This window comes from Simiduia curdlanivorans (assembly GCF_030409605.1).
Lineage (GTDB): Bacteria > Pseudomonadota > Gammaproteobacteria > Pseudomonadales > Cellvibrionaceae > Simiduia > Simiduia curdlanivorans.
On record NZ_JAUFQG010000006.1, the window covers coordinates 1,294,447 to 1,320,044 of the forward strand.

The 25,598-nt window shown below is 50.9% G+C and carries 15 protein-coding genes; 8 read left to right on the forward strand and 7 right to left on the reverse strand.

All coding sequences use genetic code 11. The features are described 5' to 3' along the window. Window positions 1–178: 178 nt before the first annotated feature. Genes QWY82_RS19615 through mrtJ form a run of 3 tightly spaced genes read left to right on the forward strand, consistent with a single transcriptional unit; the run spans window position 179 to window position 3,017 of the window. On the forward strand, window positions 179–925 hold the full coding sequence (locus QWY82_RS19615; RefSeq protein ID WP_290265617.1) for a hypothetical protein: 747 nt from the start codon (window positions 179–181) through the stop codon (window positions 923–925). 21 nt (window positions 926–946) lie between these two features. Then, a complete protein-coding gene (locus QWY82_RS19620) occupies window positions 947–2,587 on the forward strand; it encodes a M4 family metallopeptidase (RefSeq protein WP_290265620.1) in 1,641 nt (546 codons plus the stop codon). Further along, complete coding sequence (gene mrtJ, locus QWY82_RS19625; RefSeq protein WP_290265623.1) at window positions 2,565–3,017, forward strand: JDVT-CTERM system glutamic-type intramembrane protease MrtJ; 453 nt, start codon at window positions 2,565–2,567, stop codon at window positions 3,015–3,017. Before QWY82_RS19620 ends, mrtJ begins: the two co-directional genes overlap by 23 nt. A gap of 234 nt (window positions 3,018–3,251) precedes the next feature. On the opposite strand, the gene QWY82_RS19630 is transcribed toward mrtJ, so the two are convergent. Then, window positions 3,252–4,154: an acyl-CoA thioester hydrolase/BAAT C-terminal domain-containing protein gene (locus QWY82_RS19630; RefSeq protein WP_290265624.1), complete on the reverse strand. Its 903-nt coding sequence runs from the start codon at window positions 4,152–4,154 to the stop codon at window positions 3,252–3,254. A 247-nt stretch (window positions 4,155–4,401) separates the two neighbouring features. After that, window positions 4,402–6,042, reverse strand: coding sequence for an alpha-amylase family glycosyl hydrolase (locus QWY82_RS19635; RefSeq protein ID WP_290265626.1), 1,641 nt, complete (start codon window positions 6,040–6,042; stop codon window positions 4,402–4,404). Window positions 6,043–6,427: 385 nt separating this feature from the next. On the opposite strand from QWY82_RS19635, the gene QWY82_RS19640 reads away from it, so the two are divergent. Then, window positions 6,428–8,182 (forward strand): alpha-amylase family glycosyl hydrolase, encoded by a 1,755-nt coding sequence (locus QWY82_RS19640; RefSeq protein WP_290265628.1) that lies wholly within the window; start codon window positions 6,428–6,430, stop codon window positions 8,180–8,182. 90 nt (window positions 8,183–8,272) lie between these two features. After that, on the forward strand, window positions 8,273–9,730 hold the full coding sequence (locus QWY82_RS19645) for an MFS transporter (RefSeq protein ID WP_290265630.1): 1,458 nt from the start codon (window positions 8,273–8,275) through the stop codon (window positions 9,728–9,730). A gap of 234 nt (window positions 9,731–9,964) precedes the next feature. Here QWY82_RS19645 and QWY82_RS19650 read toward each other — a convergent pair whose 3' ends face one another. The 3 genes from QWY82_RS19650 to QWY82_RS19660 form a co-directional block, all read right to left on the reverse strand. Beyond that, a complete protein-coding gene (locus tag QWY82_RS19650; protein ID WP_290265632.1) occupies window positions 9,965–12,868 on the reverse strand; it encodes a TonB-dependent receptor in 2,904 nt (967 codons plus the stop codon). A 45-nt stretch (window positions 12,869–12,913) separates the two neighbouring features. After that, the gene (locus QWY82_RS19655; RefSeq protein WP_290265634.1) at window positions 12,914–17,275 is read right to left on the reverse strand and encodes an alpha-1,6-glucosidase domain-containing protein; all 4,362 of its coding nucleotides are present in this window, start codon (window positions 17,273–17,275) and stop codon (window positions 12,914–12,916) included. 319 nt (window positions 17,276–17,594) lie between these two features. Further along, the gene (locus QWY82_RS19660) at window positions 17,595–19,115 is read right to left on the reverse strand and encodes a fumarate hydratase (RefSeq protein WP_290265745.1); all 1,521 of its coding nucleotides are present in this window, start codon (window positions 19,113–19,115) and stop codon (window positions 17,595–17,597) included. A gap of 418 nt (window positions 19,116–19,533) precedes the next feature. Here QWY82_RS19660 and QWY82_RS19665 point away from each other — a divergent pair, with 418 nt between their 5' ends. After that, window positions 19,534–19,755 carry a Lar family restriction alleviation protein gene (locus tag QWY82_RS19665; RefSeq protein WP_290265636.1) on the forward strand — a complete coding sequence of 74 codons (222 nt, stop codon included), beginning with the start codon at window positions 19,534–19,536 and terminating at the stop codon, window positions 19,753–19,755. 40 nt (window positions 19,756–19,795) lie between these two features. On the opposite strand, the gene QWY82_RS19670 is transcribed toward QWY82_RS19665, so the two are convergent. Next, entirely contained in the window at window positions 19,796–20,554 is a 759-nt protein-coding gene (locus QWY82_RS19670; RefSeq protein WP_290265638.1) for a hypothetical protein, read from the reverse strand. Window positions 20,555–20,680: 126 nt separating this feature from the next. Next, window positions 20,681–21,262: a superoxide dismutase gene (locus QWY82_RS19675; RefSeq protein WP_290265640.1), complete on the reverse strand. Its 582-nt coding sequence runs from the start codon at window positions 21,260–21,262 to the stop codon at window positions 20,681–20,683. 500 nt (window positions 21,263–21,762) lie between these two features. On the opposite strand from QWY82_RS19675, the gene QWY82_RS19680 reads away from it, so the two are divergent. Both QWY82_RS19680 and QWY82_RS19685 read left to right on the forward strand, forming a co-directional pair. Beyond that, on the forward strand, window positions 21,763–23,559 hold the full coding sequence (locus QWY82_RS19680; RefSeq protein WP_290265642.1) for a DUF885 domain-containing protein: 1,797 nt from the start codon (window positions 21,763–21,765) through the stop codon (window positions 23,557–23,559). 106 nt (window positions 23,560–23,665) lie between these two features. After that, window positions 23,666–25,597, forward strand: coding sequence for a putative bifunctional diguanylate cyclase/phosphodiesterase (locus tag QWY82_RS19685; protein ID WP_290265644.1), 1,932 nt, complete (start codon window positions 23,666–23,668; stop codon window positions 25,595–25,597). Window position 25,598 lies beyond the last annotated feature (1 nt).

Sequence of the window (25,598 nt, forward strand, 5' to 3'; positions counted from 1 at the left end):
TTTTCGTTTAGTATCCAAATTAACCCTATGCTTTACTTAATACTCAGGTTAAAGATACCCAGACTATAACCATTGAGCTATTACTAGACATCACCGTTAAGGTGTAGGGTCATGTGGAGTCAATATAAGCCCATCAAAGCTCTACACCTCCGCTGGCAAGCGATAAAGGATATATTCAATGACAAATTTCATTCCCTGGTTGGTCGCCGCTCTGGCCTGTACGGCGCTTCCCGCCGCGGCCGCGGATAGCTCGGCATTAGCCGAGCAGTTAAAAGCACGCTATCAAGCGTCCAGTGTAAGGCTCAGCAGCAATAGCCAAGCTCAACCCGAAGGGCTTTTTAGCATTGACGGCGCTCAACAACCGAGCCCGACAAGCCAAAGTTTTATCGCCGGCGCCAGTAGCAAAAGAGATCCAGCCCTCGCTATCGCCCTGCAATTTTTATCTGAAAATTCGGATTTACTGTCAGCATCAGCCGAAGATTTTCTATTAAAGAAACGCAGCGAGGATCAATTTGGTGTGCAGCACTTTCGTTTTCTGCGCACCCTTGCAGGCATACCCGTTGCTGACATGGAAGTTATCGTGCACGTAAACACGAACAATAGCCTTAGTGGTGTTAACGGCAACATTGTCAGGCCAAGTCAACAGCTTATCGACCATGTGACTCAAACAAATATCGATGGATTAATCGATAAAGTACAAGCCCTCACCACTGTTGCCGGGTTACGCGCAGAACAGCCGCAGAAGCTACGGCTATTAAATGCTGAGTTGTTACTGTTCAGCAATACCCCGCACATCCGCTGGCATCTCGATATAAATTCCAAGGCACAACTAGGCCGCTACAGCTATTGGCTCGACGCAGAAACGGGCGAGCTCATTGACGTAAAAAACACCCTGCGCCACCCCATTCCATTGACTAACTATTAATTAACAAAAGGCATTGTCACTATGAAATGGTTACCTACTCTAGCCTTTGGACTCCTAAGCTGTAACCTTATTGCGACGGCGCACGCAGCCACGCTCGCAAAAGGCCAAATAGCACATTACAGTTTTCAGACGGTCGCAGGAAAAAGTTATGAAATTGGCTACAGCACAAATAGCACCTGCTCAAATTCACTGAGCAAGAGTTGCTGCGCGCTGCTCATTAACAACAGCGCAAGCCAGCCTAGCGGGAACAGTTTCGACCATGTGGTGGCCGCTGCTGACAACAGCGTCGCCAGCTTAGTCATTGATCGGACCAGTAACGGCACCGTTAGCGCGGCCGTGTATGCCATCGAGGCCTGTAACTACAACCCGCCCAGTATTTTAAGTGAAGCCAACACTGTCGACACCTTAAAGTTCGGTACCGCAACCGGCCAGTTAGGTAATGACTACGCCAATGTACCCACCACGCAGGTCAACCCCGCCGACGGTTTTATGCTCAGAGACATTAGCCGGCGTACCAGCATGGCCGGCGTTAATGGCAACCCCAATACCGGCGCCATGTCCGGCACTGGAGAAATAAGCGCCCGTCGAATTTTCGGCTATTGGTTGAACAGAGATTACTTTTTAGCAGATAACGCCAAAGACAGCGACAACCACTTTGATTCATCGCAACAAGGTGAATTGGCCGACGCCTTAATGAATTCCGGCAAGGTGTACGACTACTGGCGCGATGTCCTAGGCTTCAACAGCTACGATCAAAACGGCGCCGCCATGCATGCACAAACCAATGCGCCCTACCCACCCGTAGCGCAACCTTTTTGCGGTAGAATCTATCCGGCCGATTCACTCTACAACGCCTTCTGGGATGGCAGTGAAATCGTCTTTACGCCGCGCGATTTTACCGACATAGGTGGCAATTATTACCCTCACAGTTTAGCAGCTGCCCTAGACGTAACCGCGCACGAATGGGGCCATGCCATTTCTGATCGCGCGGTCAATCTCGTGTACCAACGGGAATCCGGTGCCCTCAATGAAGCTTACTCAGATTGGATGGGTGTTGCCGTTGAGTTTGCCAACGGCGAGGACAACTGGACCCTCGGTGAGGGCGTCGAGACGATCCGCGATCTCGCTAACCCGCGCGCATTCAATCAACCCGATACCTACAAAGGCACCTACTGGAAAGCAACCGATACCATTGCTTGCCCAACACCGGATGTCTGCTTTAACGATTATTGCGGCGTACACACCAACAGTGGCGTACCGAACAAAATGTTTTATTTGCTCGCCAACGGCGGCACCCACAATAACGTAACGGTAACGGGTATTGGTGTCGATACAGCGATCAAAATTGCCACCGATGCACTGCACAATTACTGGACGGCGAACGAGGATTTCATAGGCGCGCGCGCTGGTATGGAGGCGGCAGCGGCCAATTATGGCGCTGATGCGGCGGCCCAAGTGGCGCTCGCCTGGCAAGCAGTCGGCGTGATCAAAAAAGAGGAAGATGATTCCAAGTTATCCCGCTTTGGCTCTACCGGCGGTGGTGGCGGTTGCGCGGCGGGTAGCGGCTCACCCTTCGACCCAACGCTTTGGCTATTGGCGTTAATTGCCGGCCTCGGCCTTGTAAAGAAACGTGTCGCACTTGCCAGAAAGCGCGCCGCCTAAAGCCAATCACTGGTGGCAAGACCGCCAGTGGTTAATCGCCCTATGCGCTGGTCTTTTGCTTAGTGCCAGCGCCGGTTTTGTGTTGCGCGCAAGCATCTTATCACCCGCCTCTTTACTCGCCTTTTTCTTACTCGCGCTTATTTACCCACTATTAGAAGAAATCGTCTTTCGCGGCCAAATTCAGCCAATCATTCTGCGTCACTGGCCTGTAAAATTTAGCGCCATCAGCGCCGCCAACCTCATCACCAGCGCAATATTTGTGCTCCTACACATCGCCAGCCGCGGCGTCTCCACACTAACCTTGGCCGTGTTTTTTCCGTCGCTACTTTTTGGTTACTTTCGCGAACGGCACGGGCATATTAAAAGTGCTGTAGCTTTGCACGCGGGGTTTAATTGGGTGTTTTTCTTGACGCTTTCGGTTTTTAACTAAGCGAGGATGAGATTGTTTGGCTGGGTGCGACATAAGCTCGGAGTTTATTCGTTCGACGTGCCATAAAATTTTGCGTGCTTATAAAATTTATAATGTCTGGCTATCCAGCGCCAGAAGAGGCGCGCTGCCCTTGTAACAATCAAGGACAGCGCGATACAAGAACTCACCTCTTCTGGCGTCTGCAAGGCGTAATTTTTTATGCATTATAAAAAAGATGCAACTCAACTTTGGACATTAACGTGAACAGTCTGGTTGGGGTAGTAAATTTTCATTAAGAAAACTCACCACTTTATCAAAGTTATCATGATGCTCATTGTGCCCACCCACTAATGGTATATGCTGGCTTGGGTAGGGGAAGTTATTTTGCTCCAACCGGCTGAGCATAATTTCAGACATTTCCATTGATGGCCATTGTTCGTCATCAGTACCAGAAATGAGCAGTATAGGTCCAGATATATTCTCAACCCTTATGGCCGCAGCCTCCATAGCTTCGGCATTTTGCATCATTTTTTCGAAAGCGCCCCGTAAGTTACCTGATATTAAATCCGGAGTAGCGCTCCATGGTACAGGGACAAAAGGAAGAGGCTTTTCGTTATAGGCGAATCCAGGCGTTGTCATCGCTTCATTTAGCGCTGCGAACACCGAGCTACCCGGAACTATGCCTATCACGGCTTTGTACTCTTCATAATAGCTACCCATAAGCAGCGCCAGCTCGCCGCCGCGAGAAACGCCCATAACGGCGATGCAATTTGAGTTTATTCTAGGATCTAGCGAGGCCTCTATCACAGCTTTGTGGACGCCTTCGATAGCAATTCTATCGAGCTGTTCTGGTGTACCATCAGCGCCGAAGTAGGCGATTGATAAAAACGCGTAGCCATTTTCTTGGAGTAGCTTTCTCTGTTTTTCTCCGTGCTTTCCAGCCCAGCTATTGCCACCTTCAGCACCGCCAAGGCCAATAACTAAAGGTTGACCTACTTCCTCGTTTAAAAACAGTTTTGTTTTCACCTCGCCGTATTTATCTGGCAAGGTCTTTGTATCAAATGAGTAGATCGTGTAATTTATGTAGGCCACCAACGCTATCAATAACGTAAATATTGCGATCAACAACCATTTGAATAATCTGAATACTATTGTCACTTGAATTCCTTTTTTTGTGTGATTTTCAATTGCTAGTAGGTTTTTCCATTAAACTTTTATAAATGATATGCCGCTCCTGCGGCATACAGCCGCCATGGATGGAGAGAGCGATATAGATTGTAGTGATCTGCAGCGCGCCGTTCTCGGGCGTCCTGCCCTTCACGGCATTCATACTTCCTGTATTTCATAAAAAAGCCCAGCGGGGCTGGGCGAAGACGAGAGAGCAAAAACGAGGTCATACAAAAAATTAACGCATAAAGGCGCCGGTATAAGCAGGTAAATTAAGTACTTGCTCTTCCAAGCTTGCACCTTGCAACCCATGGCCATCTAGCATCGACAAGGTCGCGGGAATGGGGATTTGCACCGTTTTATCGGTTAGATTAAAGGCCGCCCACAAAGATTGGCCGCCATCGGCTTTATCAAAGCGTTCGAACAGTAAACAGCCGTCAGGAGCGCTGGCGAAACGAATTTCGCCACCGAGCAATAGCGGTTGATCTTTTCGCCAGGCCATAAAGCCGCGATAAAAATGTAGCATTGAATTAGCATCAGCTTCCTGCACATCAACGGCGAGCGCGGCGTGCGCCTCAGATACCGGCAGCCAGGGTTTTACCTTGCTAAAACCGGCATTTTTTTCATTCGACTGCCAAGGCATAGGCGTTCTGCAGCCGTCGCGGCCCTTAAAGTTTGGCCAGAAAGTTATGCCATAGGGATCTTGCAAGTCTTCGAAGGCGATATCGGCCTCAGTTAGTCCCAACTCTTCACCTTGGTAGTAACAAACGCTACCGCGCAATGAGGCCACGAGTGCGTGCAAGGTTTTACCTAGCACGGGGTTGTAACCACCACCCCAGCGCGACATTACGCGCACCACATCGTGATTCGATAACGACCAGCAAGGCCAGCCCTCACCTAAGCTAGCTTCCAGGTTTTCCACTGTGTCGCGAATGTGTTTGGCACATAACTCTGGCACTAACAATTCAAAACTGTAGGCCATATGCAACCGCTCATTATTAGCGGTGTATTCAGCCATGGTGGCCAAACTATCTTCGGACGAAATTTCACCAAGGGTCACGGCACCTGGGAAGCGGTCGATTAAACGGCGCAATCGTTCAAGAAATGCGAGGTTTTCCGGCTGGGTGTTGTTGTAATAATGGTATTGAAAAGCGTAGGGGTTATCTTCACTAAAGCCGCGGCCCTGACGCTGCTCTGGCGGCTTGGCGGGGTTATCGCGCAGCTGCGCGTCGTGAAAACAAAAATTGATGGCATCCAAGCGCAAGCCATCGACGCCGCGCTCCAACCAAAACTCCACTTCCGCTAAAATTTGATTCTGTACATCGGGATTGTGGAAATTTAAATCTGGCTGACTTTTCAGAAAGTTGTGCAGGTAATATTGCCCGCGACGCGGTTCCCACTCCCAACCGCAGCCACCAAAAATAGAAATCCAATTGTTCGGTGCCGTGCCATCAGGCTTGGCATCGGCCCACACATACCAATCCGATTTTGGATTGTCGCGGCTGGCCCGGCTCTCTTCAAACCAAGCGTGCTGATCGCTGGTGTGGCTCAGTACCTGATCGATCATGACTTTAATATTGCGCTCATGCGCCTGCGCTATGAGCGCATCTAAATCATCAAGCGAGCCGAACAAGGGGTCGACATCGCGATAGTCGCTAATGTCATAGCCAAAATCTTTCATTGGCGATTTAAAGAAGGGAGACACCCAAATGGCGTCTACACCTAAACTCGCTATGTAATCCAGCTTGCCAATAATGCCGCGAATATCACCCACACCATCGTCATTGGCATCCATTAGGCTTCTTGGATACACCTGATAGATGACGGCTCCACGCCACCAAGGGCTGTTTGCTTGCATTGAACTTGGCGCAGTTGACATGGCTACCTCAAATGACTGAATCCCTACCTGCTAATCTTAATTGCAGCTACAGCTATCTACCTAACTAGAGAGGTTGTGATAGAGCTGAACGCCACGATGATCGAGCCGGCAATTCATTATTGTTTTCGATAAATGCAACATACTGGAGCGGGCCAAAGTACAGCAAGTGACTACATACGTATGCATAGCAGACGAGCGTCCAACTAACGCGCCTAAGCCTATGAATACGTATGTATTATTGGTCAGATTCTAGGTCTTCACGGGCCTTATGGAATAACCTATGGATGTATTGTGATTGTTAGTCCTCTCGTTCTTTGCCCCCGCCAAACGGCTCAATTGCCGGCTGGCGGCGGGTCATTTTTTTAGAACCCTTACCGGAGCCACCATGCACAACTCTTGCACCGCATTGGCGTTAGCCATCAGCCTAGCAAGCCTTTCGGCCTGTTCCCCTAATAACACGAATAATAGCAGCGACAAGCCCGTCAACGCGGATACTGCGCCACCTAGGGTGGTGATAGGCACAGAAGAGCCCTGGGCCAGCGAAGCGATTTATTTCGTGCTCACAGACCGATTTGTGGATGGCGACAAAAGCAATAACTTTGAACAACAGGGCGCGGATATAGACGCTGGTCAGTGGCACAGCTTTAATCGCCATTTCGACGGCCCGGAGGGCCGCAGCGCCAACGTTGGCTATATGGGTGGCGATTTTAAGGGCCTACTCAATAACGCCCAGTACATTCAAGACATGGGTTTTACCGCTGTGTGGATGACGCCCATTATCGACAACCCAGATGCGGCCTTTAACGGCGGCGATCCAGTGGGTTACGACCAGTGGGGTGATGGCGGCAAAACCGGCTTTCACGGCTACTGGGGCGTGAACTTCTACACCCTAGACGAACACCTGCCCTCAGCTGACTTAGACTACCGCCAGCTCAACAGCGCACTAAAACAAGATTTTGGCTTGAAGACAGTGCTGGATATCGTCGGCAACCATGGCTCACCGTCCTATACGGCGCCAAGGCAAATCAGCAACTTCGGTAAATTGTTTGCTAAAGATGGCACGCTCATCGCCGATCATCAAAACCTTCACCCCACGGAACTCAGCGACGATCAACCCCTGCACGCCTTGTATAACCGCAAGCCAGACGTCGCGCAGCTGTCAGACTTCAATGAAAATAACCCCGCGCTGGTAGACTACCTAGTGGGCTCTTATTTGCAATGGATAGACCAAGGCGCCAATGCCATTCGCATCGATACCATCAAGCACGTGCCCCATCATTTCTGGAAAACCGTTGCCGACCGCATTCGAGCCGTGCACCCGGGTTATTTTATGTTTGGCGAATCGTGGAACTACGATGCCGCGTTTATTGCCGAGCACACCAAGCCGGAAAATGGCGGCGTTAGCGTTTTAGATTTCCCCTTACAGAAAGCCATGTTCGCCATGTTTGGCCAAGCGCAAGCACCCTATAGCGAGGCACTCAACGCGCTGCATTTAAACGACGGCATCTATCACAATGTCTATGATCTGGTGACCTTTTACGACAACCATGACGTGCAGCGCTTGGATGCAGACGATAAGGGCTTTATCGACGCCAATAATTTCCTGTTCACCGTGCGCGGTATCCCGCAAGTGTACTACGGCTCAGAAATGGGTTTCGAGCGCGGCATGAAAGAACACCAAGGCTCGCGCAACTACTACGGCGAAGACAATATTAAGCAAGCCCAAAAGCACCCCATTCATCAAGCCCTGACACGGGTCGCGCACTTGCGTAAAAAGTTGCCGGCGCTGCAGCGCGGCGTACAAGTGAATATCGCTTTTGAAGAAAATACAGCGGCGTTTTTACGCATTTTAGAAACCGAAACAGGCCAGCAAACGGCGCTCGTGTTGCTAAACAAAGGCGATAGCGAACATGCCTTCGCGCTCTCGGGTTTGCTCAGCAACGGTCAATGGCAAGCGCAAGTTCAAGGCGGCACGCAAACGGTAAGCAACCACAGCCTAGACATCAGCGTGCCCGCCCATGGCATTGAAGTATTAGTGCTTAACCAGGCTAACAACAACCCGGAACTCGTGGCACTGCTCGATGCACTGGCTACGAAAGCAAGCAGCGACACAACTGGCACTGATGGACAAAATCATTAACCCTTTATGCACCGCTTTGGGTCACACTGTGACCCGCTTTTTATTCGTTACAATGACTACAAAACCATAAAAACAATTAGGTAAAATTTCATGAGCCAACCCAGTAAAAAGCAACCGATTTTGCCCTTTTGGCAAGTGTGGAACGTCAGCTTCGGCTTTCTTGGCGTGCAGTTCGGCTTCGCGCTACAAAATGCCAACGTCAGCCGTGTGCTATCAGATTTGGGCGCAGACTTGCATTCTCTGTCGCTGTTTTGGTTGGCCGCGCCCATTATGGGCTTGCTGGTGCAACCCATTGTCGGTGCCGCATCGGATAAAACTTGGAACCGCTTCGGTCGCCGCCGGCCCTATATTTTAGGCGGCGCTATTGCCGCCGCCGCAGGCATGTTGTTAATGCCCAATGCGCCACTATTCGTCGCTTTTTTAGCGCCGATGATTTTCGGCGGCATGATGCTGGCACTGATGGATGGCGCGTTTAATGTGACCATGCAACCCTTCCGCGCCTTGGTTGCCGACATGGTGCCAAGCGAACAGCGCACGCTGGGCTATTCCATTCAATCGTTACTGATTAACATTGGTGCGGTGTTCGGCTCCATCCTGCCGTTCTTGTTAACTAACGTTATCGGCTTAGAAAATACCGCCAACGTTGGCCAAGTGGCACCCTCCGTTACCTGGGCCTTTTATCTCGGTGCAACAATTTTATTCGGCACAGTTTTGTGGACGGTATTGCGCACCAAAGAATATCCGCCAGAGGAATACAACGCCTATAAGGGTTTAGATGCAGATACCCTTGCCAAAGCTAACGCACCGAAATCTATTGGTAAAAAGTTGGCGGAATTTTGGCAGCTGTTTATCAACATGCCAAAAACCATGCGCCAGCTTGCATTGGTGCAGTTCTTCAGCTGGTTTGCGTTGTTTATCATGTGGGTTTACACCACACCGGCCATCACCCAATACGTGTGGGGCATAGAGGCAAAATGGTTTGACCCAACCTACCTGCAATCACTCGAGAGTATTCCCGCCGATATTGCCGCAGCGAAAGGTGCTGCCGGTGACTGGGTAGGTATTTTGTTTGCCGGCTACTCGTTATTTGCCGCGATTTTTTCGGTGTTACTCACCAAGCTGTCGATGACCTTCGGGCGCAAACCTGTATACGCCGTTTCACTGCTCGCCGGCGGTTTGGGTTATATCAGTTTTCTGCTGTTTCAAAACCCGGAACTCACTCACGTCAATCTGTTCATTACCGAAGTGGATGTACCGAAAGGCGCCGTCGGCTTATTGTTGCCTATGATCGGCGTGGGCATGGCGTGGGCCGCGATTCTGGCGATGCCCTACGCGATTTTATCCGATACCTTACCGGCCGATAAAACCGGTGTTTACATGGGCATTTTCAACTTCACCATCGCCGCACCACAAATCATTTCCGGCCTATTCGCCGGCTGGATACTGCACAATGTATTCGCCAATGAAGCTATCTATATATTGATGCTGGCCGGTGGCGCCATGATTGCTGGCGCGGTTTCAGTGGTGTTCGTGAAGGAAGATAACTAACGCCAACTTATTGACCTTTCTGCATGACTAAGGGGCCAATCGGCCCCTTAATTTTTTCTGCAATAACTGATTTTACTTTTTACATCAGAGTACACATTCTCGAATGCGCACGCACAAGAATAGCTAGATCGAGGCCTCGCAGGAGGTTTTCACAGGCAAAAAAAAGCCGCGACACTAAGTGTCGCGGCAATTAATTTTTCTAGCTTTTAGCTGTCAACTGTCAACTGTCAACTGTCAAAAACTATAATTCACACCCAAGTAATACTGGCGGCCGTAATAAGAGATGGAGCCTGTTGCACTTTCGGTACCAAAATAATTGACGTTAGGTTCGTCAGTTAAGTTGTGCACCGAAAACACAAGGTCCATGCCCATATCGAAGCCATATTTAGCTTGGAAATCCCACACGGTAGAGGCGGCACGAATAGTTGGGTTCACGTTGATACCAACAACCTCATCGGTACGCTTACTTTGATAAACACCAGACACACGCGTTTCAAAATTCTCGTAGGTGTAAAACAGCATCAAGTTACCTGAATGCGGTGATAAACCTGGGAACTCTGTTACTGCACCTGGCTCATCAGTAAAGATGCTAGGCGTGGTAATTTCGCTGTCTACATGGGCGTAGCCGGCAGTAAAACCTAAACCATTCCAAGGCGCTGGCAACATGCTAAGGGTTTGGGTGTAAGCCAACTCGACACCGCGAATGTAGCCGCCTTCGTCGTTATTGGTTGCCAAGGTATAATCGCCTTGTACCACAGGAATTTCTCGCGGTAATTGACCTGGCTTTTCTACGTACATATAGTCTGGGCGCGGTATGCCGAACGCCAAATAATCTTCAACGAAGAAGTCTTTATAGGTTACGGTTTGAATGCGATTTTTTACGTCTTTGTTGTACACCGCAACCACAATGGCGCCATCGCCGTCTTCAAAGTAATGCTCGTAAGATAGGTCCACCTGGTCTGCTTCAAACGGTCGCAAATAAGGGTTGCTGGCCTGATTTAAATCGTAGCGCGCTATACCTGAGTTGTCGGCGGTTTCTGATACCGAACCACTTTTCACGTTGCCCAGCTGAGCGATGGGGGCGCGCGACATTACGGTTGCGGCACTGAAACGCAGGTTGTCATTTTCAGTGAGTGCATAGTTTAAATTTAATGACGGCAAGGTTTTAACGTAGGTTTCGCCGGCGCGCTCTACTTGCAAATCTTGGTCGTACTCTAGGTTCGACTCACCTAATTCATCTAACACAATGTCGCTAGGCTGCAGCGGGTCATCAGACAATTCCAAGGGAATAAGGCCGATTGAATACTGCTCGGTTTCAACCACGCGCACACCCAAATTTCCGGTTAGGCCTCGGCCGGCAATTTCTGTTTCAAAGTTGGCTGATAGATAAAAAGCGGTAACGTTTTCTTCTACATCAGCGCGTTCGCGCATAGACCAATCGCGGTTTTCACTCCAGCGCGCGCGCGGTGAAGTATCGCGCGGGTTACCCTCCTTATCTAACACCAGCCCTGCTGCCACGGCGCGATCAAAAACGCCCTTGGCATCTACGGCTAAATAACTTGGAAAGTGTGAGAAATCACCAGTCCAGCCGATTTGTTCAGCATCGCTAGGCAAAATTGCCAAACTGTAATCAGTGCTGTAGTTACCGGTGCCATTGCCATCGTAGACAAATACTTGACGGGACTGCTCGTACTGACGCTCCGATACACGAACCCCAGCTTCCAAAGAAACAATGGGGCCCCAGTTCACATCCACTTTACCGTCCAGCTTTAGCGCGTCCGATTGGTCACTACTTAAATGCGGGTACACTTCGTAGCTGGTTAAACGCAAATGGTTAAGGTCGGTATAGTCTTGGTTAAAGGCAACATTTGGGATGCTAAGCCCGTTGTTTTGCCACACCAATTGCTGATCGCCGTCGCGCTCCCACAAGGTGCCGCCATTGCCATCGTCAACTGGGTTATAAAGATGCGAGCGAGAGATGCCATCGGTTTCAAAGGCTTCTGATTCTGAATGGGCATAATCCAGCGCGACCTGCCAGCCGTCGCCACGGTACTCTAGATTTAGACCGCCAGAAAAAATTTCTGCTGTTTCTGATGAGTCGTCGTTAATCACCTGAAAATTAATCAGCGATGGCGCATCGGGATCTGTTGCAGCTGTACCGCCGGTAACAATATCGCCATCGGTAACTAGGTTATAGAGATCGCCATCGCGAAGAGTGTTTACTCGAAAGCCACTAGCAAACGTATTGGTTTCAAATTCGGAATAAAATACATCGGCCTTGGCGGTAAAATTATCTGTTGGCTCAAAGACCAAGGTGCCCATGTAGCCGTCGCGTTCGTCGACACCGCCGTTTTGCTGAAATTCAAAACCTTCAGAAAGGCGCAAGCCATATGCGGGACTATTTTTATCTTCCACCAACGAATAGGTGAGGCCAATGGATTCGGTAGCAGCGTTTGATTGCTTCATGTGCGCGTAGCCAAGACCCACCCCTAAGGTGTCATCCAGGAACTTGCCCATGTACGACAGGGTTAAGCGGTTGCCAAGCTCGTCGGCGTTAGCAACATCGCCGGCGCGATCATTGTAAGAGCCCCGCACACTCACAAAAGTTTTGTGCGCTTCTTGATTTTCAAGTGGGTTAGCCGTGCGCATATCCACGGTACCAGCCACACCGCCTTCAATCAGCGAAGCCTTCGGGGATTTATACACGGCCACATTAGACAGCAATTCCGACGGGTATTGGCTGAAATCAATTTCGCGCGTACCGCGAGTATCGGTAGTGACCTGCTCTCTGCCATTCATGGTAGAGAACACAAAACCTGCGCCCATGCCGCGCAATTGAATACGCCCGGCTTGGCCGCCGGTGCGATCGAAAGTAACACCGGGTAAACGCGCCAATGAATCGGCGATAGACATATCCGGCAAACCGCCCATGTCGGCCGCTGAAATAGCCTCCACAATGGTGTCGGCATCGCGCTTAATGTCTAGCGCGTTTTGAATAGAGCGGCGAATGCCGACGACTTCGATTTCTTCTAGAGAATCAGCGGCCTCAATTTCTTGCGCAACAACTAACGGCGCTAAAGCACCTCCCAATGACAGAGCTATAACTGCGGCCAGTGGTTTCAATATAAATTTTTGCATAGCGTTTTCCTCGCTTGGTCGGGGCGGCAGCGCCGCCCCTTATGATCAGGGCAGCTCTACCACGGTAACCCGTGGCTCGGCGAAGTTAGTGTCCAAGGTAATGCGATAGGTCACACTGGTCTTTTCCACCACCAGCTGACTGTTACCGCCTCCGCGCTGCATCTGAGATTTTTCAAACGATTTAAGCAAGCAGCTACAGGAGAATTCAGTCTCCCATCCCGCTGTCGCGAGCTTAAATTCATAACCGCCTTGAGCAAGTGTGATATCAACCTGATGAATGCCACCGCCTAGATGGGTCATCGGATTACCAATACCCCAACTGTTCATAGACCCCTTGATGTATAGATCTGTCTGGAAGCCGCCGGACACCACTAGATCAAGTACTGGCTGTTCAGTGTCAGCGGCATACAAGTTGAAGCGATAGTCACCACCTAGATCTTCACCAATGCTGACGGTCAAATTTTGACTATCACCATTTTGTAGACCCAGCTGACTGTTCGCTATAAGTGTCAGGCCAGCGCTTGCACCACCTAAATCTGGCGCACCCCAAGAGGTATCCGCAATTTTAAAGCCCTGATCCCCTTGAGCTAGCGTCAGCACCAGACTGTAAAGGTTGTCGCCTAAATAGGTCATCGCGTCGACATCAGCCCACCCGTTCATGCCACCTTTTAAATACAGGGTATTTGCGTAGCTAGGCAAATCCCGCGAGATAGTAAGGACTGGCGCACCTGGGGTTGTTACGTTGACACTGAATCTGTAGCGACCACTCACCCCGGGCGTGAAGCTAAGATTGCCCTCACCAGGATTAAGTGTCTTAGGTTTATCCAGCTCAACAAGTGGATTACTGTTGCCAAAATCAACCGTATTCCAATCGGCTGACGCAATCTTGAAGCCATAATTCGTAGCGGCCGTCAGGTCGGCAAAAGCAGTAAATACGCCATCGCTGGTGAAGAAGAAGGGCGAATTAGTACTCCAGCCCGTCATATCACCACGCAAATAAACACCCACATCGAAGGGGTTATCAATAGCGCCGGTAGCGGGCACCGTAGCACCTGCCGACAAACCTGAACCTTGCGCACCGGCTTGGGTTTTCACAAACACAGCCGTGGTATAGGCCGGAACGGTGAAGGTACCGTAGGTCACATTTTCACCACCTTCGTCGCGCACGGCTTCGCTGAAGCTTGCATCGCGCACAAGCGCGTCGGCACTCGCCGCCTGCACTGGGTGCAAACTAAAGCCACTCGCGGTGCGAACGTCGATGGAAGTCTCAGCGCCATTGCCATTGAACACCACCATGATTGCATCGAAAGCGGGGTCCAAATCAGTAAGGCCCGTGCCATCATCCAAGCTCATAGCAATAACACCATCAACCTGGTCAGTACCCGTGTTGTGAAAGCCGAGGCGGTCACTTACCGATGCCAAATCCGGCAGGCTGAACAGGGCCGATGTCTGAGCAATACGTAGAAACTCATTAAAGACATCACTACTTAGCTGAATGTCAGCGGCTACTGGCAAGGTGTTGGCGTTATTAAACTGCGTACGAATCCAGTCTTCGCTACTGTTACCGCGATCCAGTGGCATTCCCACTGCCCAGTTATTGGTGTTCTGGGTGAAGTCTACATAGTTATACCAGTCACCGGCATCGTAGGTGTTGCGGTCCATTGATTTAGAGCGCAACAAGTCTGAGCCCATGTGGAAGAAGGGCACACCTTGGCTCAGCATGTTCAAGGACAAGGTTAGGTTTTGAATGCGCGCGCGATTGGCTGCGCTGACGGTCGAAACCAAATTATCGGCATCATCGTAACCATCCAACGCATCTTGCTTTTGGATCATGTCCCACAAGGTTTCGTTGTCGTGCTTGGATACGTAGTTAATGCTTTCCTGAGGATCGGCGGTGTAACCACCCACCGTGTCGCCGGTGACCTTGGCACTCGCGGAGTTGTAGAACTCGAAACCGGCGAGATTACCCGCCAAGCCGATGCGGATCTTGTCCACATTTTCGCCTTTAACCAGCTTCAGCTCGCGCATTGGATCGCGCATGACATCATTGAAAGTACCAACGCCGGTGCCGGTCATGTTGCGCTGCACTGAGCGCTCGAAGATGGCATCGTTTTCGGAGCTACCACCCATGTTCCAACCTTCGCCGTAAAAATAGCTGTCGGGGGCAAACTCGTGTACCGCGTCGCGCGCGGCCAACACCACAGACTTAGGAATAAAGGTCATTAAATCAAAACGAAAATCGTTGTAGCCGTAATGTTTAGCCCAATGCACCACGCTGTCTTTTACGAATTTGCCAAACATGGCATTTTCCGGCGCGGTATCGTTACAACAAGACACAGTTTCAATAGCTCCGCTTGTAGGATTGCGACGGTAGTAGTAACCGGGCACCAATTTATCGAAGGTAGAAGAGGCATAAACCAAACCAGCACCGGCGGTGTGGTTGTACACCACATCCATTACTGTGCGCAGGCCCATGGCGTTAAGCGCTTGGTTCATGGCGCGCAGTTCTTTAATGCGCGCTATACCATCGGCATCCGAGGCATAAGAACCTTCCGGCACATTGAACAACAACGGGTCGTAACCCCAGTTAAAGCCATCGAACTCGCGCATGGCCTCAACTAGATTTTTTGCATCGTTGCTGGTGGGTTCATAACCCTGAAGCAGCGAAATTAATGTCGCGCTGTTTGACTCAACACCACAAACCGGCGCTGAAGGCGCTATAGCGCAAAGCTTGGCTACGGTGTCGGTAACCTCAATACGCGCTTCTTCCCTTTCGTCAATGGTGGCTATGTCGGCGGTGGGCAGTGCATGAAAATGCGTTAAACCCGACTGTTTTAGTTCAGCCAAATGTTGCATAGGCACAGAACCAGACTCGGTAAACGCGAGATATTTTCCGCGATTAGCTTCACTCGTAGACTGATCCAAAATAGAAAAGTCACGCACATGGCCTTCGTAAATCACGGCACTTTCTGGCGTTGCCAGCGTCGGCGGCGTTACGCTGCCCCAACCCTCTGGCTGCGTGTCGTCGTCGTTCAAATTGACAAATTGCGAGTAGTAACTGCGCTCGGCAGCACCTACTGAATAGGGGTCGGTCGATTCAATGTTAGCGATTACATCATTTTCGCGATCATAAATGCTGGCGGCGAAACGGTAAAAGCGGCGATCTAAACGCTCTTCGCTATCGGTGTAAGACCAAATACCGGTGGCCGCATCGACCGTCATGTCTACGGTATCCAGCAAACGCTTGGGCGAGCCATCGTTAAATACTTTTAACCGAACGCTGTGCGCCGTTGGTGCCCAAACCGATACGGTAATGTCGCCGCCGGCATAGACCACACCCAGCTCTGCTTCGTCGGCATCGGCTTCGCCCTCGGTATAAAGCGCGTCTAGCAAGCGTGCGGTCTGCACTTCGGTGCCGACTAAACTGCCGTTGCCATCGGTACCGGTAACCCAGATCTGACCTTTGGTGGCGCTGATGATTTGCGCTTCACTCAAACCATCCACGGCGTAAGCGGGCCAGTTCGCTAAATGCGGAACTCGCTCGGCTTGCTCGGGCGTTAAAGTGGTTGCAACCAAATTGGCCGACAACTCGCTGCCAGTAATATTGCCTTCAGCGTCTTGATCCATACCGCCATTGCTGGCCGCAAAAAGTTTGTCGACGCTGCCGCCGCTGTTCCACACTAAGGTGCTGGCATCAATCCAATGCGCAGCTGCATTTTTTAGTGCGCGCGCTGGCGGTTCAGGTGCCTCACAAACACCATTATCGCCAATACAAATTGGAATACCTTGGCTCACGTCGGCACTGCGCATGTCGTCCTTGGCAATCACAAAGGCCATGCGGGCGAATTTACCTGTGCCATCTAATTCCAGCTTGCTATTATTGGTTTGGTTGTCGCCGGCTCGGTTGTGCACAATCCAGTGGCCACAGCTCGAATTTGCCTGAATATTTAACACCCAGTAGGCGCCGTAAATGGGATCAACACCAGAGCCATTGATGCTCGGGCCGTCCGGCCAACTGGTCGGCGCTGTTGCATCGGACGTTACCTGAGGTGCCCAACCGCCGGTGCAATCGGTATTCCACAAATGCAGCACCCAATCGCTGTAGATTTGATCGATATGTTGGCGATTTAAATAAATAACCGCTTCATCTGCGGAGGGAAAATACACTGGGTCTGGCCCTGCAAAAGGTACGTCTACACACATTTCGCCAGCTTCGTCGGGTATTTTACCGCTCTCACATTCCAGCGGCCTATCCACGCACATAGTGCCGGCTTCATTGGGTATTTGATTATTCGAACAAGTGAGTAGGTCGCTTTGATCGCCAGACACATCCGTTTTACAGCCAGCTAACGCCAGCAGCACAACGGCAAGTGTCGACAATCCCAGCAATCGGCGGGATTGAGACATGATTTTCTCCGTGTTTTGTTATCTTTTTTATTTAGGAGCACCTATTACCTAGCCAGCAATAAGTCGAAGTGTTCACACTTTTTGGAACACAACTCCCACATGACATCGATAGTAGGTTCACGCACGAGCGTGCCGCAATGGCTTGCATACGTATGTATTGCTTGCATACGTATGCATCCAAGGCGCAACACAACAAAAATTGAAATTTACCGGATAAAACGCGATGGCGTAGCTAAAACTCTTGGCGCCAATTCAACAAAATGTTTTTTCAGGAATAAAAAAAGGTCGCCTAAGCGACCTTTAATCTAGCGGCGGCAACTCACTGAACTTCGAGAACGCCCTCTTCAATTTTCGCCTGCCAAAACTTAGGCCCGGTTTGATGCACCGACTCACCTTTCGAGTCCACAGCCACGGTGACCGGCATATCTTTTACATCAAACTCGTAAATAGCTTCCATACCTAATTCGGGGAAACCCAAAACCTTCGACGATTTGATGGCTTGCGAAACTAAATACGCGGCGCCGCCAACGGCCATTAAATACACGGCCTTGTTATCGCGAATAGCATCGATGGCGATGGGCCCGCGCTCGGCTTTACCGATCATGCCTAACAAGCCAGTTTGCTCGAGCATGGTGCGGGTAAATTTATCCATGCGCGTGGCGGTGGTTGGCCCGGCGGGGCCAACGGCTTCGTCGCGCACGGGATCAACGGGGCCAACGTAGTAAATGAAACGGCCTTGCATAGAGACAGGCAGTGGCTCGCCCTTGGCCAACAAATCCACCATTTTTTTATGGGCAGCGTCGCGGCCTGTTAACATTTTTCCAGACAATAAAACCGTCTCGCCCGGCTGCCAGCTTTGCACGTCTTCTTTGGTGACGGTATTTAAATCAACACGGCGCACGCTGTCGCCTACCTCCCAGGTAATTTCTGGCCAATCTTCCAAAGACGGTGGTGTTTGCAGCGCTGGGCCCGAGCCATCCAACACAAAATGCGCGTGACGGGTGGCCGCACAGTTGGGAATAATCGCAATCGGCTTATTCGCCGCGTGGGTTGGGCAGTCCTTTACTTTTACATCTAGCACGGTGGTTAAACCACCCAAACCCTGCGCGCCAATACCTAGACGATTGACCTTATCAAACAATTCCAAGCGCAATTCTTCGCTGCGGTTGCTCGCGCCTTTCGCTTGTAGCTCGTGGATATCGATAGGGTCTAACAAAGATTCTTTGGCCATCTGCATGGCCTTGTCGGCCGTGCCACCGATACCAATGCCGAGCATGCCTGGCGGGCACCAGCCGGCACCCATTTGCGGCACCACGTTGAGCACCCAGTCCACCACGGAATCGGACGGGTTGAGCATGGCGAATTTAGTTTTCGCTTCGCTGCCACCGCCTTTCGCTGCCACGTGCACATCCACGGTATTGCCGGGCACAATTTTGTAGGTGATCATCGCCGGCGTGTTGTCGCCGGTATTTTTTCTGGCGCCATCTGGGTCGGCCAAAACAGACGCGCGCAACACATTGTCCGGTAACTTATAAGCCCTGCGCACGCCTTCGTTGATCATGTCTTCCAGGCCCATATCGCCCTGCCACTGCACATCCATACCTACGGTTACGAAAACCGATACGATGCCGGTATCTTGGCAGATCGGGCGCTTGCCCATGGCACACATGCGCGAGTTAATTAAGATTTGCGCCATGGCGTCTTTCGCCGCTTTGCTTTGCTCGCGCAGGTAGGCTTGATGCACGGCGTCGATAAAATCCTTCGGGTGGTAATAAGAGATAAATTGCAGCGCATCGGCAACGCTCTCAATCAAATCATCCTGGCGAATCACGGTCATGATCTTGGTCTCGTCATTGGGCTGGGTTGTAGCCGGCAATTCTACACCAAGCGGCGGAGGCTGATAAAACTTAGCGTGAATTAAAAAGCACGCCAAACCACAAAATGCGGGCGTAAATGTGCGTCCATCACCTAGAATATCCGCATTTAGTGGCTCCAACACTTTGCAATCACTAAATATAGGGCTAGACTCGGGTAAGCGTTTAACGAGAATAATTCCATGACAAACGTGTTTCTAGGCCTTTCGCACGGGGCGCTAGAAGATAAGCCGGTAGTAAGGCTTAGCCATTTTGCCTTTGGTTTTGCCCCTTGATGGTGCCTACTAATAACCAAAAGCCATCCATTTCCGACTTAGCGTCGGCTGTCACCGCCTCCCCCAAAAAATCGTCAATGACCCATCAACCTGTTATTTGGAGTGAATCATGGCAACTGCGCTCGCGCCCTGCCCTTATTGCCACAGCCCACAATTACATTTTGTGCACCACTTAATCACCCACGCCGTTTGCTGCCAGCAATGCGGCGCTTGTGGGCCGAGCCAGCGCGAAGCCGACGATGCCGCAGCGCAGTGGAACTTGGTGGCGCGGAGCCTGCAGCAGGTTGATGCGCTGCGCAATAGGGGCCGCCAGTTAGCAGCCATAGGTTAGCGGTAGGCAAAAAAAAGCCCTCTGCGAAGAGGGCTTTAGATTATTTAGGTTGCAAGGCGTTGACCTTGTCTTGCAGCTGCCGCAGGTCTCGATTAATGGTCAGACGATAAACGTCTATCGACCTCACAGCCTCTTCATTCACTTTGATCCGATTGGATAGGTCGTTGCGCAAGGTGCCAAACTGTTTTTCTAGGCCCGCCAACTTATCCATCTGTGTTTGAATTCGACTCACCTGCTCATCAACTGTCGCCTGCGCGGCCAAAAACTTACCGTCTACGCTGCCCAGTTGCTTTTTAACATCGGCCAGCAAGCCCGCGTTGGCTTTGTCCAACTTTTTAGACAGCGCCTCAATGGCGTTTTTATTCTCTTCGATATTCTTGCGATTGGTATCGTAAGACACACCCCAGAGCTTGCGAATTTCCGAATCGGCCCAAACCAGCTTGGCTTTAAAGGCCGCAGACGATTCCATCGCCTCGCCCTCGGTCATGGTCAATTTGCCTTCGAGCTCGGCAATGCGGGCATCCAACATGCTGCGCAAGTGGGCGTTTTGAACTTCGAGCTGCTGCGCCTGCCAGGCCACATAACCGCTACCGCCCAAGGCCGCGATGGCAACAATTAAGGCAAACAAGGTTAACCCAGAACCCGATTTATCCTGGGCTTGCGCCGCGCGAATGGCCGGGCTTGGTCTCGGTGGCGCGGATGCCGCGGCACTGGCGGGGCGCGCTGGTCGGGTTGGCCGCGCATCTCTTTCGGGTGCCTCAGTGTGATTACCTAGCGTGGGTTCTTTGCGTTCGGTCATAGTCTTCGACAGTCTTTTAGCTGCCTGCCTCTTTATTAAAACAAGCTGACGTTATATCAGGAATAAGCATCAGACAAAAGAATGCCGGGTAAAACCCGGCATCTTTACCACGAGATTGTGATTAGCTTACGCGAAGTTAGCGTTCACAAACTCCCAATTCACCAACGACCAGAAGGCGTTCATGTAAGTTGGGCGGGCATTGCGGTAATCGATGTAGTAGGCGTGCTCCCACAAATCCACTGTTAGCAAGGGTGTAACACCTGCGTCTGTCAGTGGCGTTGCGGCATTGCTGGTGTTCACAATGGCCAAAGAGCCATCGGCCTTCTTCACCAACCAAGTCCATGACGAACCGAAGTTGTTAATCGCAGAGGTTGTAAAAGCCTCTTTGAATTTGTCGAAGGAGCCAAAAGCGCTGTCGATTGCGGCAGCCACTTTACCAGAGGCTGCACCGCCACCATTGGGGCTCAAGCAGTTCCAGTAAAAGGTATGGTTCCAAATTTGCGCAGCATTGTTAAACACGCCACCAGAAGATGCCTTTACGATCTCTTCTAAGCTTTTGCCTTCAAACTCAGAGCCGGGGATCAAGCCATTCAGCTTATCCACGTAGGTTTTGTGATGCTTGCCGTAATGAAACTCTAACGTTTCTTTAGAGATGTGTGGCGCGAGGGCGTCCATTGCGTAGGGAAGCGCGGGCAGTTCAATAGCCATGTTTATCCACCTTAAATATCTTGCTTAGCTTGCGGGTTAACGGAGAGAACTCCGGTAGAAAGCTTGCTGTGGCATAAAACCCTACAAAATGCAGGGAAATATGACCATCCGAACAGTAACTTTGTCGGAATCGGCGGCTATTTTACGGCCTACGCGGCTAAATAAGAAGGGTTAGGCGCAGGATAAACACGATAGTCTCGGCAAAAGTCAGCGCCGCCATAACGGCCCTGCCGCATCACGGCAACTCACCGAGCGAATAGGATGCCATCACGTATATGCTTAAATATTGGGAAAATCATACTAACCAACCCCGGCTTACCAACCAGCACAACAAAACTGTCCCAATTCACCCTAACCTCTTAGCCCCCCTGTCAATAGCCCTAGTGGCGCCATCCACTCGTCTTATCTCGCGCTAAACTCAGCTGAACGGGTTTCACGCCCCGCACACAGCTCAACCCGTATACTGCCCGACTACCCAAAACCACTCAAAAGAGGTCTTTATGAAGCCCAACTTTAAACGGCTTGCCAGTGCAAGCTTAGGTCTACTGCTGGCGATGTCCGCGCAGCTGTCACTCGCCAACGAAGACGAAAAAGCAGAAGCGCTATTTGAAACAGTTTTCAATGAAGGCCTAGATCGCAGCCCTGTGTTTCAAACTTACCTCGGCATGAAGACCAATTACGACCAATGGGACGACCTCTCGCCCGCCTTCGAACAAGAGGGCTTCGCACTCACCAAACAGCAACTCGCACGCTTGCAGGCTATCGATAGCAGCAAGCTCTCCACCGACAATGCGTTGAGCTATCGCTTACTGGAAGAGCAATTGAAACAAGACATTGCGTTCGAGCAGTGGCGTTTACACAATTACCCGGTCAACCAAATGTTTGGCACCCACTCTATGGTGCCGTCTTTCCTCATCAATCAGCACCGCGTTGATAGCGTTAGCGATGCTGAGGCCTATATCGGTCGCCTCAACGGCGTACCTAAAATGATGAAGCAACTGATTGCCAATTTAGACGAGCGGGCCAAGGCCGGCATTATTGCTCCTAAGTTTGTCTTCCCCTACGTCATCAGCGATAGCGAAAACATAATCAAAGGCGCGCCCTTTGATAAATCCGAAGACAGCCCTCTGATGGCCGACTTCCGCAAAAAAGTGAACGCACTGGAAATCGACCAGAAAGAAAAAGCGACGCTGTTAAGCAATGGCGAAAAGGCACTGAAACAAAGCCTGAAACCTGCCTACACCGAGCTTGTTAGCTACCTGAAAAAACTTGAGAAAAAAGCAGACACGCGCGACGGCGCCTGGAAATTCCCCAAGGGCGAAGCCTTCTACAATGCATCGCTGGCAAAAACCACCACAACCGATCTCAGCGCCGAACAGATTCACGCTATCGGCCTGAAAGAAGTTGCTCGCATCCACGACGAAATGCGCGCGATTATGAAGCAGGTGAAATTTGAGGGCAGCCTGCAAGAGTTTTTCGTTTTCATGCGCGACGACGATCAGTTCTATTACCCAACCACCGATGCAGGTAAGCAGCGCTACCTGAACGAAGCGACCGCGCTGATCGACAACATGAAAGGCCGCTTAGATGAGCTTTTCATTACCAAACCAAAAGCTGACCTTGAAGTAAAAGCGGTTGAAGCCTTCCGGGAAAAATCGGCCGGCAAAGCCTTTTACCAGCGCCCAGCACCGAACGGTGCGCGCCCCGGTATTTACTACGCCAACCTCTACGACATGAAGTCTATGCCCACCTATCAAATGGAAGCACTGGCCTATCACGAGGGCATCCCTGGCCACCACATGCAATTGGCCATTGCCACCGAGTTGGAAAATGTTCCCAAGTTCAGAAAGTTTGGCCACTACACCGCCTACTCTGAAGGTTGGGGCCTGTACACCGAATACCTGCCCAAGGAAATGGGCCTCTATGCAGACCCCTACTCAGATTTTGGCCGCTTGGCCATGGAGTTATGGCGCGCCTGTCGCCTCGTGGTCGACACCGGTATCCACAACAAGAAATGGACCCGCGAGCAGGCCATCGACTACCTAGTTACCAACACCCCCAACGCCAAGGCCGACAGCGTCAAAGCGATTGAGCGCTATATTGTTATGCCGTCTCAAGCCACTGCCTACAAGATTGGGATGATCAAAATTTTAGAGCTGCGCGAAAAAGCCAAAGTGGAAATGGGCGATAAGTTCGATATTCGTCAATACCACGATCTGGTACTGACTTCCGGCCCAGTGCCGCTGAACGTGCTAGAAGAACGCGTTAATCAATGGATTGCGCAAAGTAAATCGTAATTTGCCAAGACTCTAGCGCAACAGCAAAACGCCGAGCTTCGCTCGGCGTTTTGCTTTTTCGGCTGCTATGCTCAATGGACCGCACAAGCAACCATTTAACAGGATTATGACCAAAGGCCATAAACTCCCCATCAGCGAACTGGCGCGCTTTCGAGCACAGCGTTTAAAGCAGGTTTATTGGATTACGCTGACAGGCCTCGGTATTGCCATTTTTGCCAACTGGCAAATATCCAGTGATTTACCCACGCTCGCGATCCTCGTGTTGGGCGAATGCGTATTGATTTGGGGGCTCAGAGACCTTAAAAACAACAAAATCAATCAAGCCGCCGCCATCCTACTGTGGACCCTATCACTCAGCCTAACTGGCTCTATTGTTATCAACTCAGGGCTAAGAGATCCAGCCCTGCTCGCTTACCCCGCCATCCTAATATTTGCGGCGTTGTTTGGTAACACTCGGCTATTCGTCTCGCTATTTAGCTTTCTCATCCTTAGCGTCATTTTCGTAGGCGCGAGTGACATCTACCAGTGGAAAGAGTTTAACCAGGCAGCCTTGAACTGGACTGCCATTTCCGACGCACTAATTATCCTTCTCATTATTGGTCTTACCGTCAGATTTCAGGCAGCCGATTTACGCAATGCGCTAACACGCTTAGAACACGAGAACGAAAAATTCCGCGTGTCTGAGGCAAAGGCTTCTTACCTCGCCCAATACGACAGCCTAACGGGCCTGCCCAATCGCGCCCTGTGTGAAAACCGATTTAATCTGGCGCTGCATACGCTACAAAGGCGCGGCGGAATTTGTGCCCTGCTCTTTATCGACTTGGATAACTTTAAAACCATCAACGACTCGCTCGGGCACTCCGTTGGCGATGCCGTGCTTAAAACCATCGCCGATCGCATTACCGATAATATTCGCGCATCCGATACGGCCTGCCGATTTGGCGGAGATGAATTCATCGTAATATTAACCGACTTGCAAGACGCAACTCAGGCCGAACGCATCAGCACTAAATTACTCAAGGCGCTGTCAAAACCCTTAGAGTTAGAGCAGCATTTTATCGACACCTCCGCCTCCATCGGCATAGTGCTGGCACCACAAGACGGTGATAGCTTTGATGCGTATTGTAAAAACGCTGATATCGCCATGTACCAAGCCAAGGCCGACGGCAAAAATTTATGCCGCTTTTTCAACGACCAGATGAATACCTTAAGCCAAGAGCGGTTTGAATTGATCACCGGCTTGCGCCTCGCCATTAAACGCCAAGAATTTAGATTGCACTACCAGCCAAAAATCGCTTTAGACTCGGGCCAATGGGTCGGAGCCGAGGCGCTACTGCGCTGGCAGCACCCAGAGAAGGGGCTGTTAGCACCGGCGGTCTTTATGGCTTTGGCGGAGGAAACCGGGCTGATTATCGATATAGGTAAATGGGTATTACAACAAGCTTGCACACAATGCCGCGCCTGGCACGACCAGGGCTTCGCATCACTCGACATAGCGGTCAACCTTTCTTCGGTGCAGTTCAGCCGTGGAAATCTTGAGCGCGAAGTTAAAAAAGCATTGAAGAAATCTGATCTAGATGGCCAATTTCTAGAGTTAGAATTGACCGAAAGTTTATTGCTAGGCGACGCTGAAAAAGTCCGCATTCAAGTCGACAAGTTACGTGCCCACGGGGTTAGCTTTTCCATCGACGACTTCGGCACCGGCTATTCCAACCTCGGCTACCTCAGCAAATTTGATATCGAGTCGCTCAAAATAGACCAATCCTTTGTGCGAAAAATACTCGACTCGGAACAAGATTTAAATATCACCATCGCCATCATTAATTTTGCCAAAAGCTTAGGTTTAACCACGGTTGCCGAGGGCATTGAGGACGCCGAGATCATGGCAAAATTAGCTGTACTCGGCTGCGACTTGGGTCAGGGCTACTATTGGTCTAAGCCACTCGATGCCGAAACCTTCACAAGCCTGTTGCGGCAAAACCATGCCAGCTCCGGGCAAGATAGCCCGACGCCGGCGGTGCCAGATCTCAACCACTAAG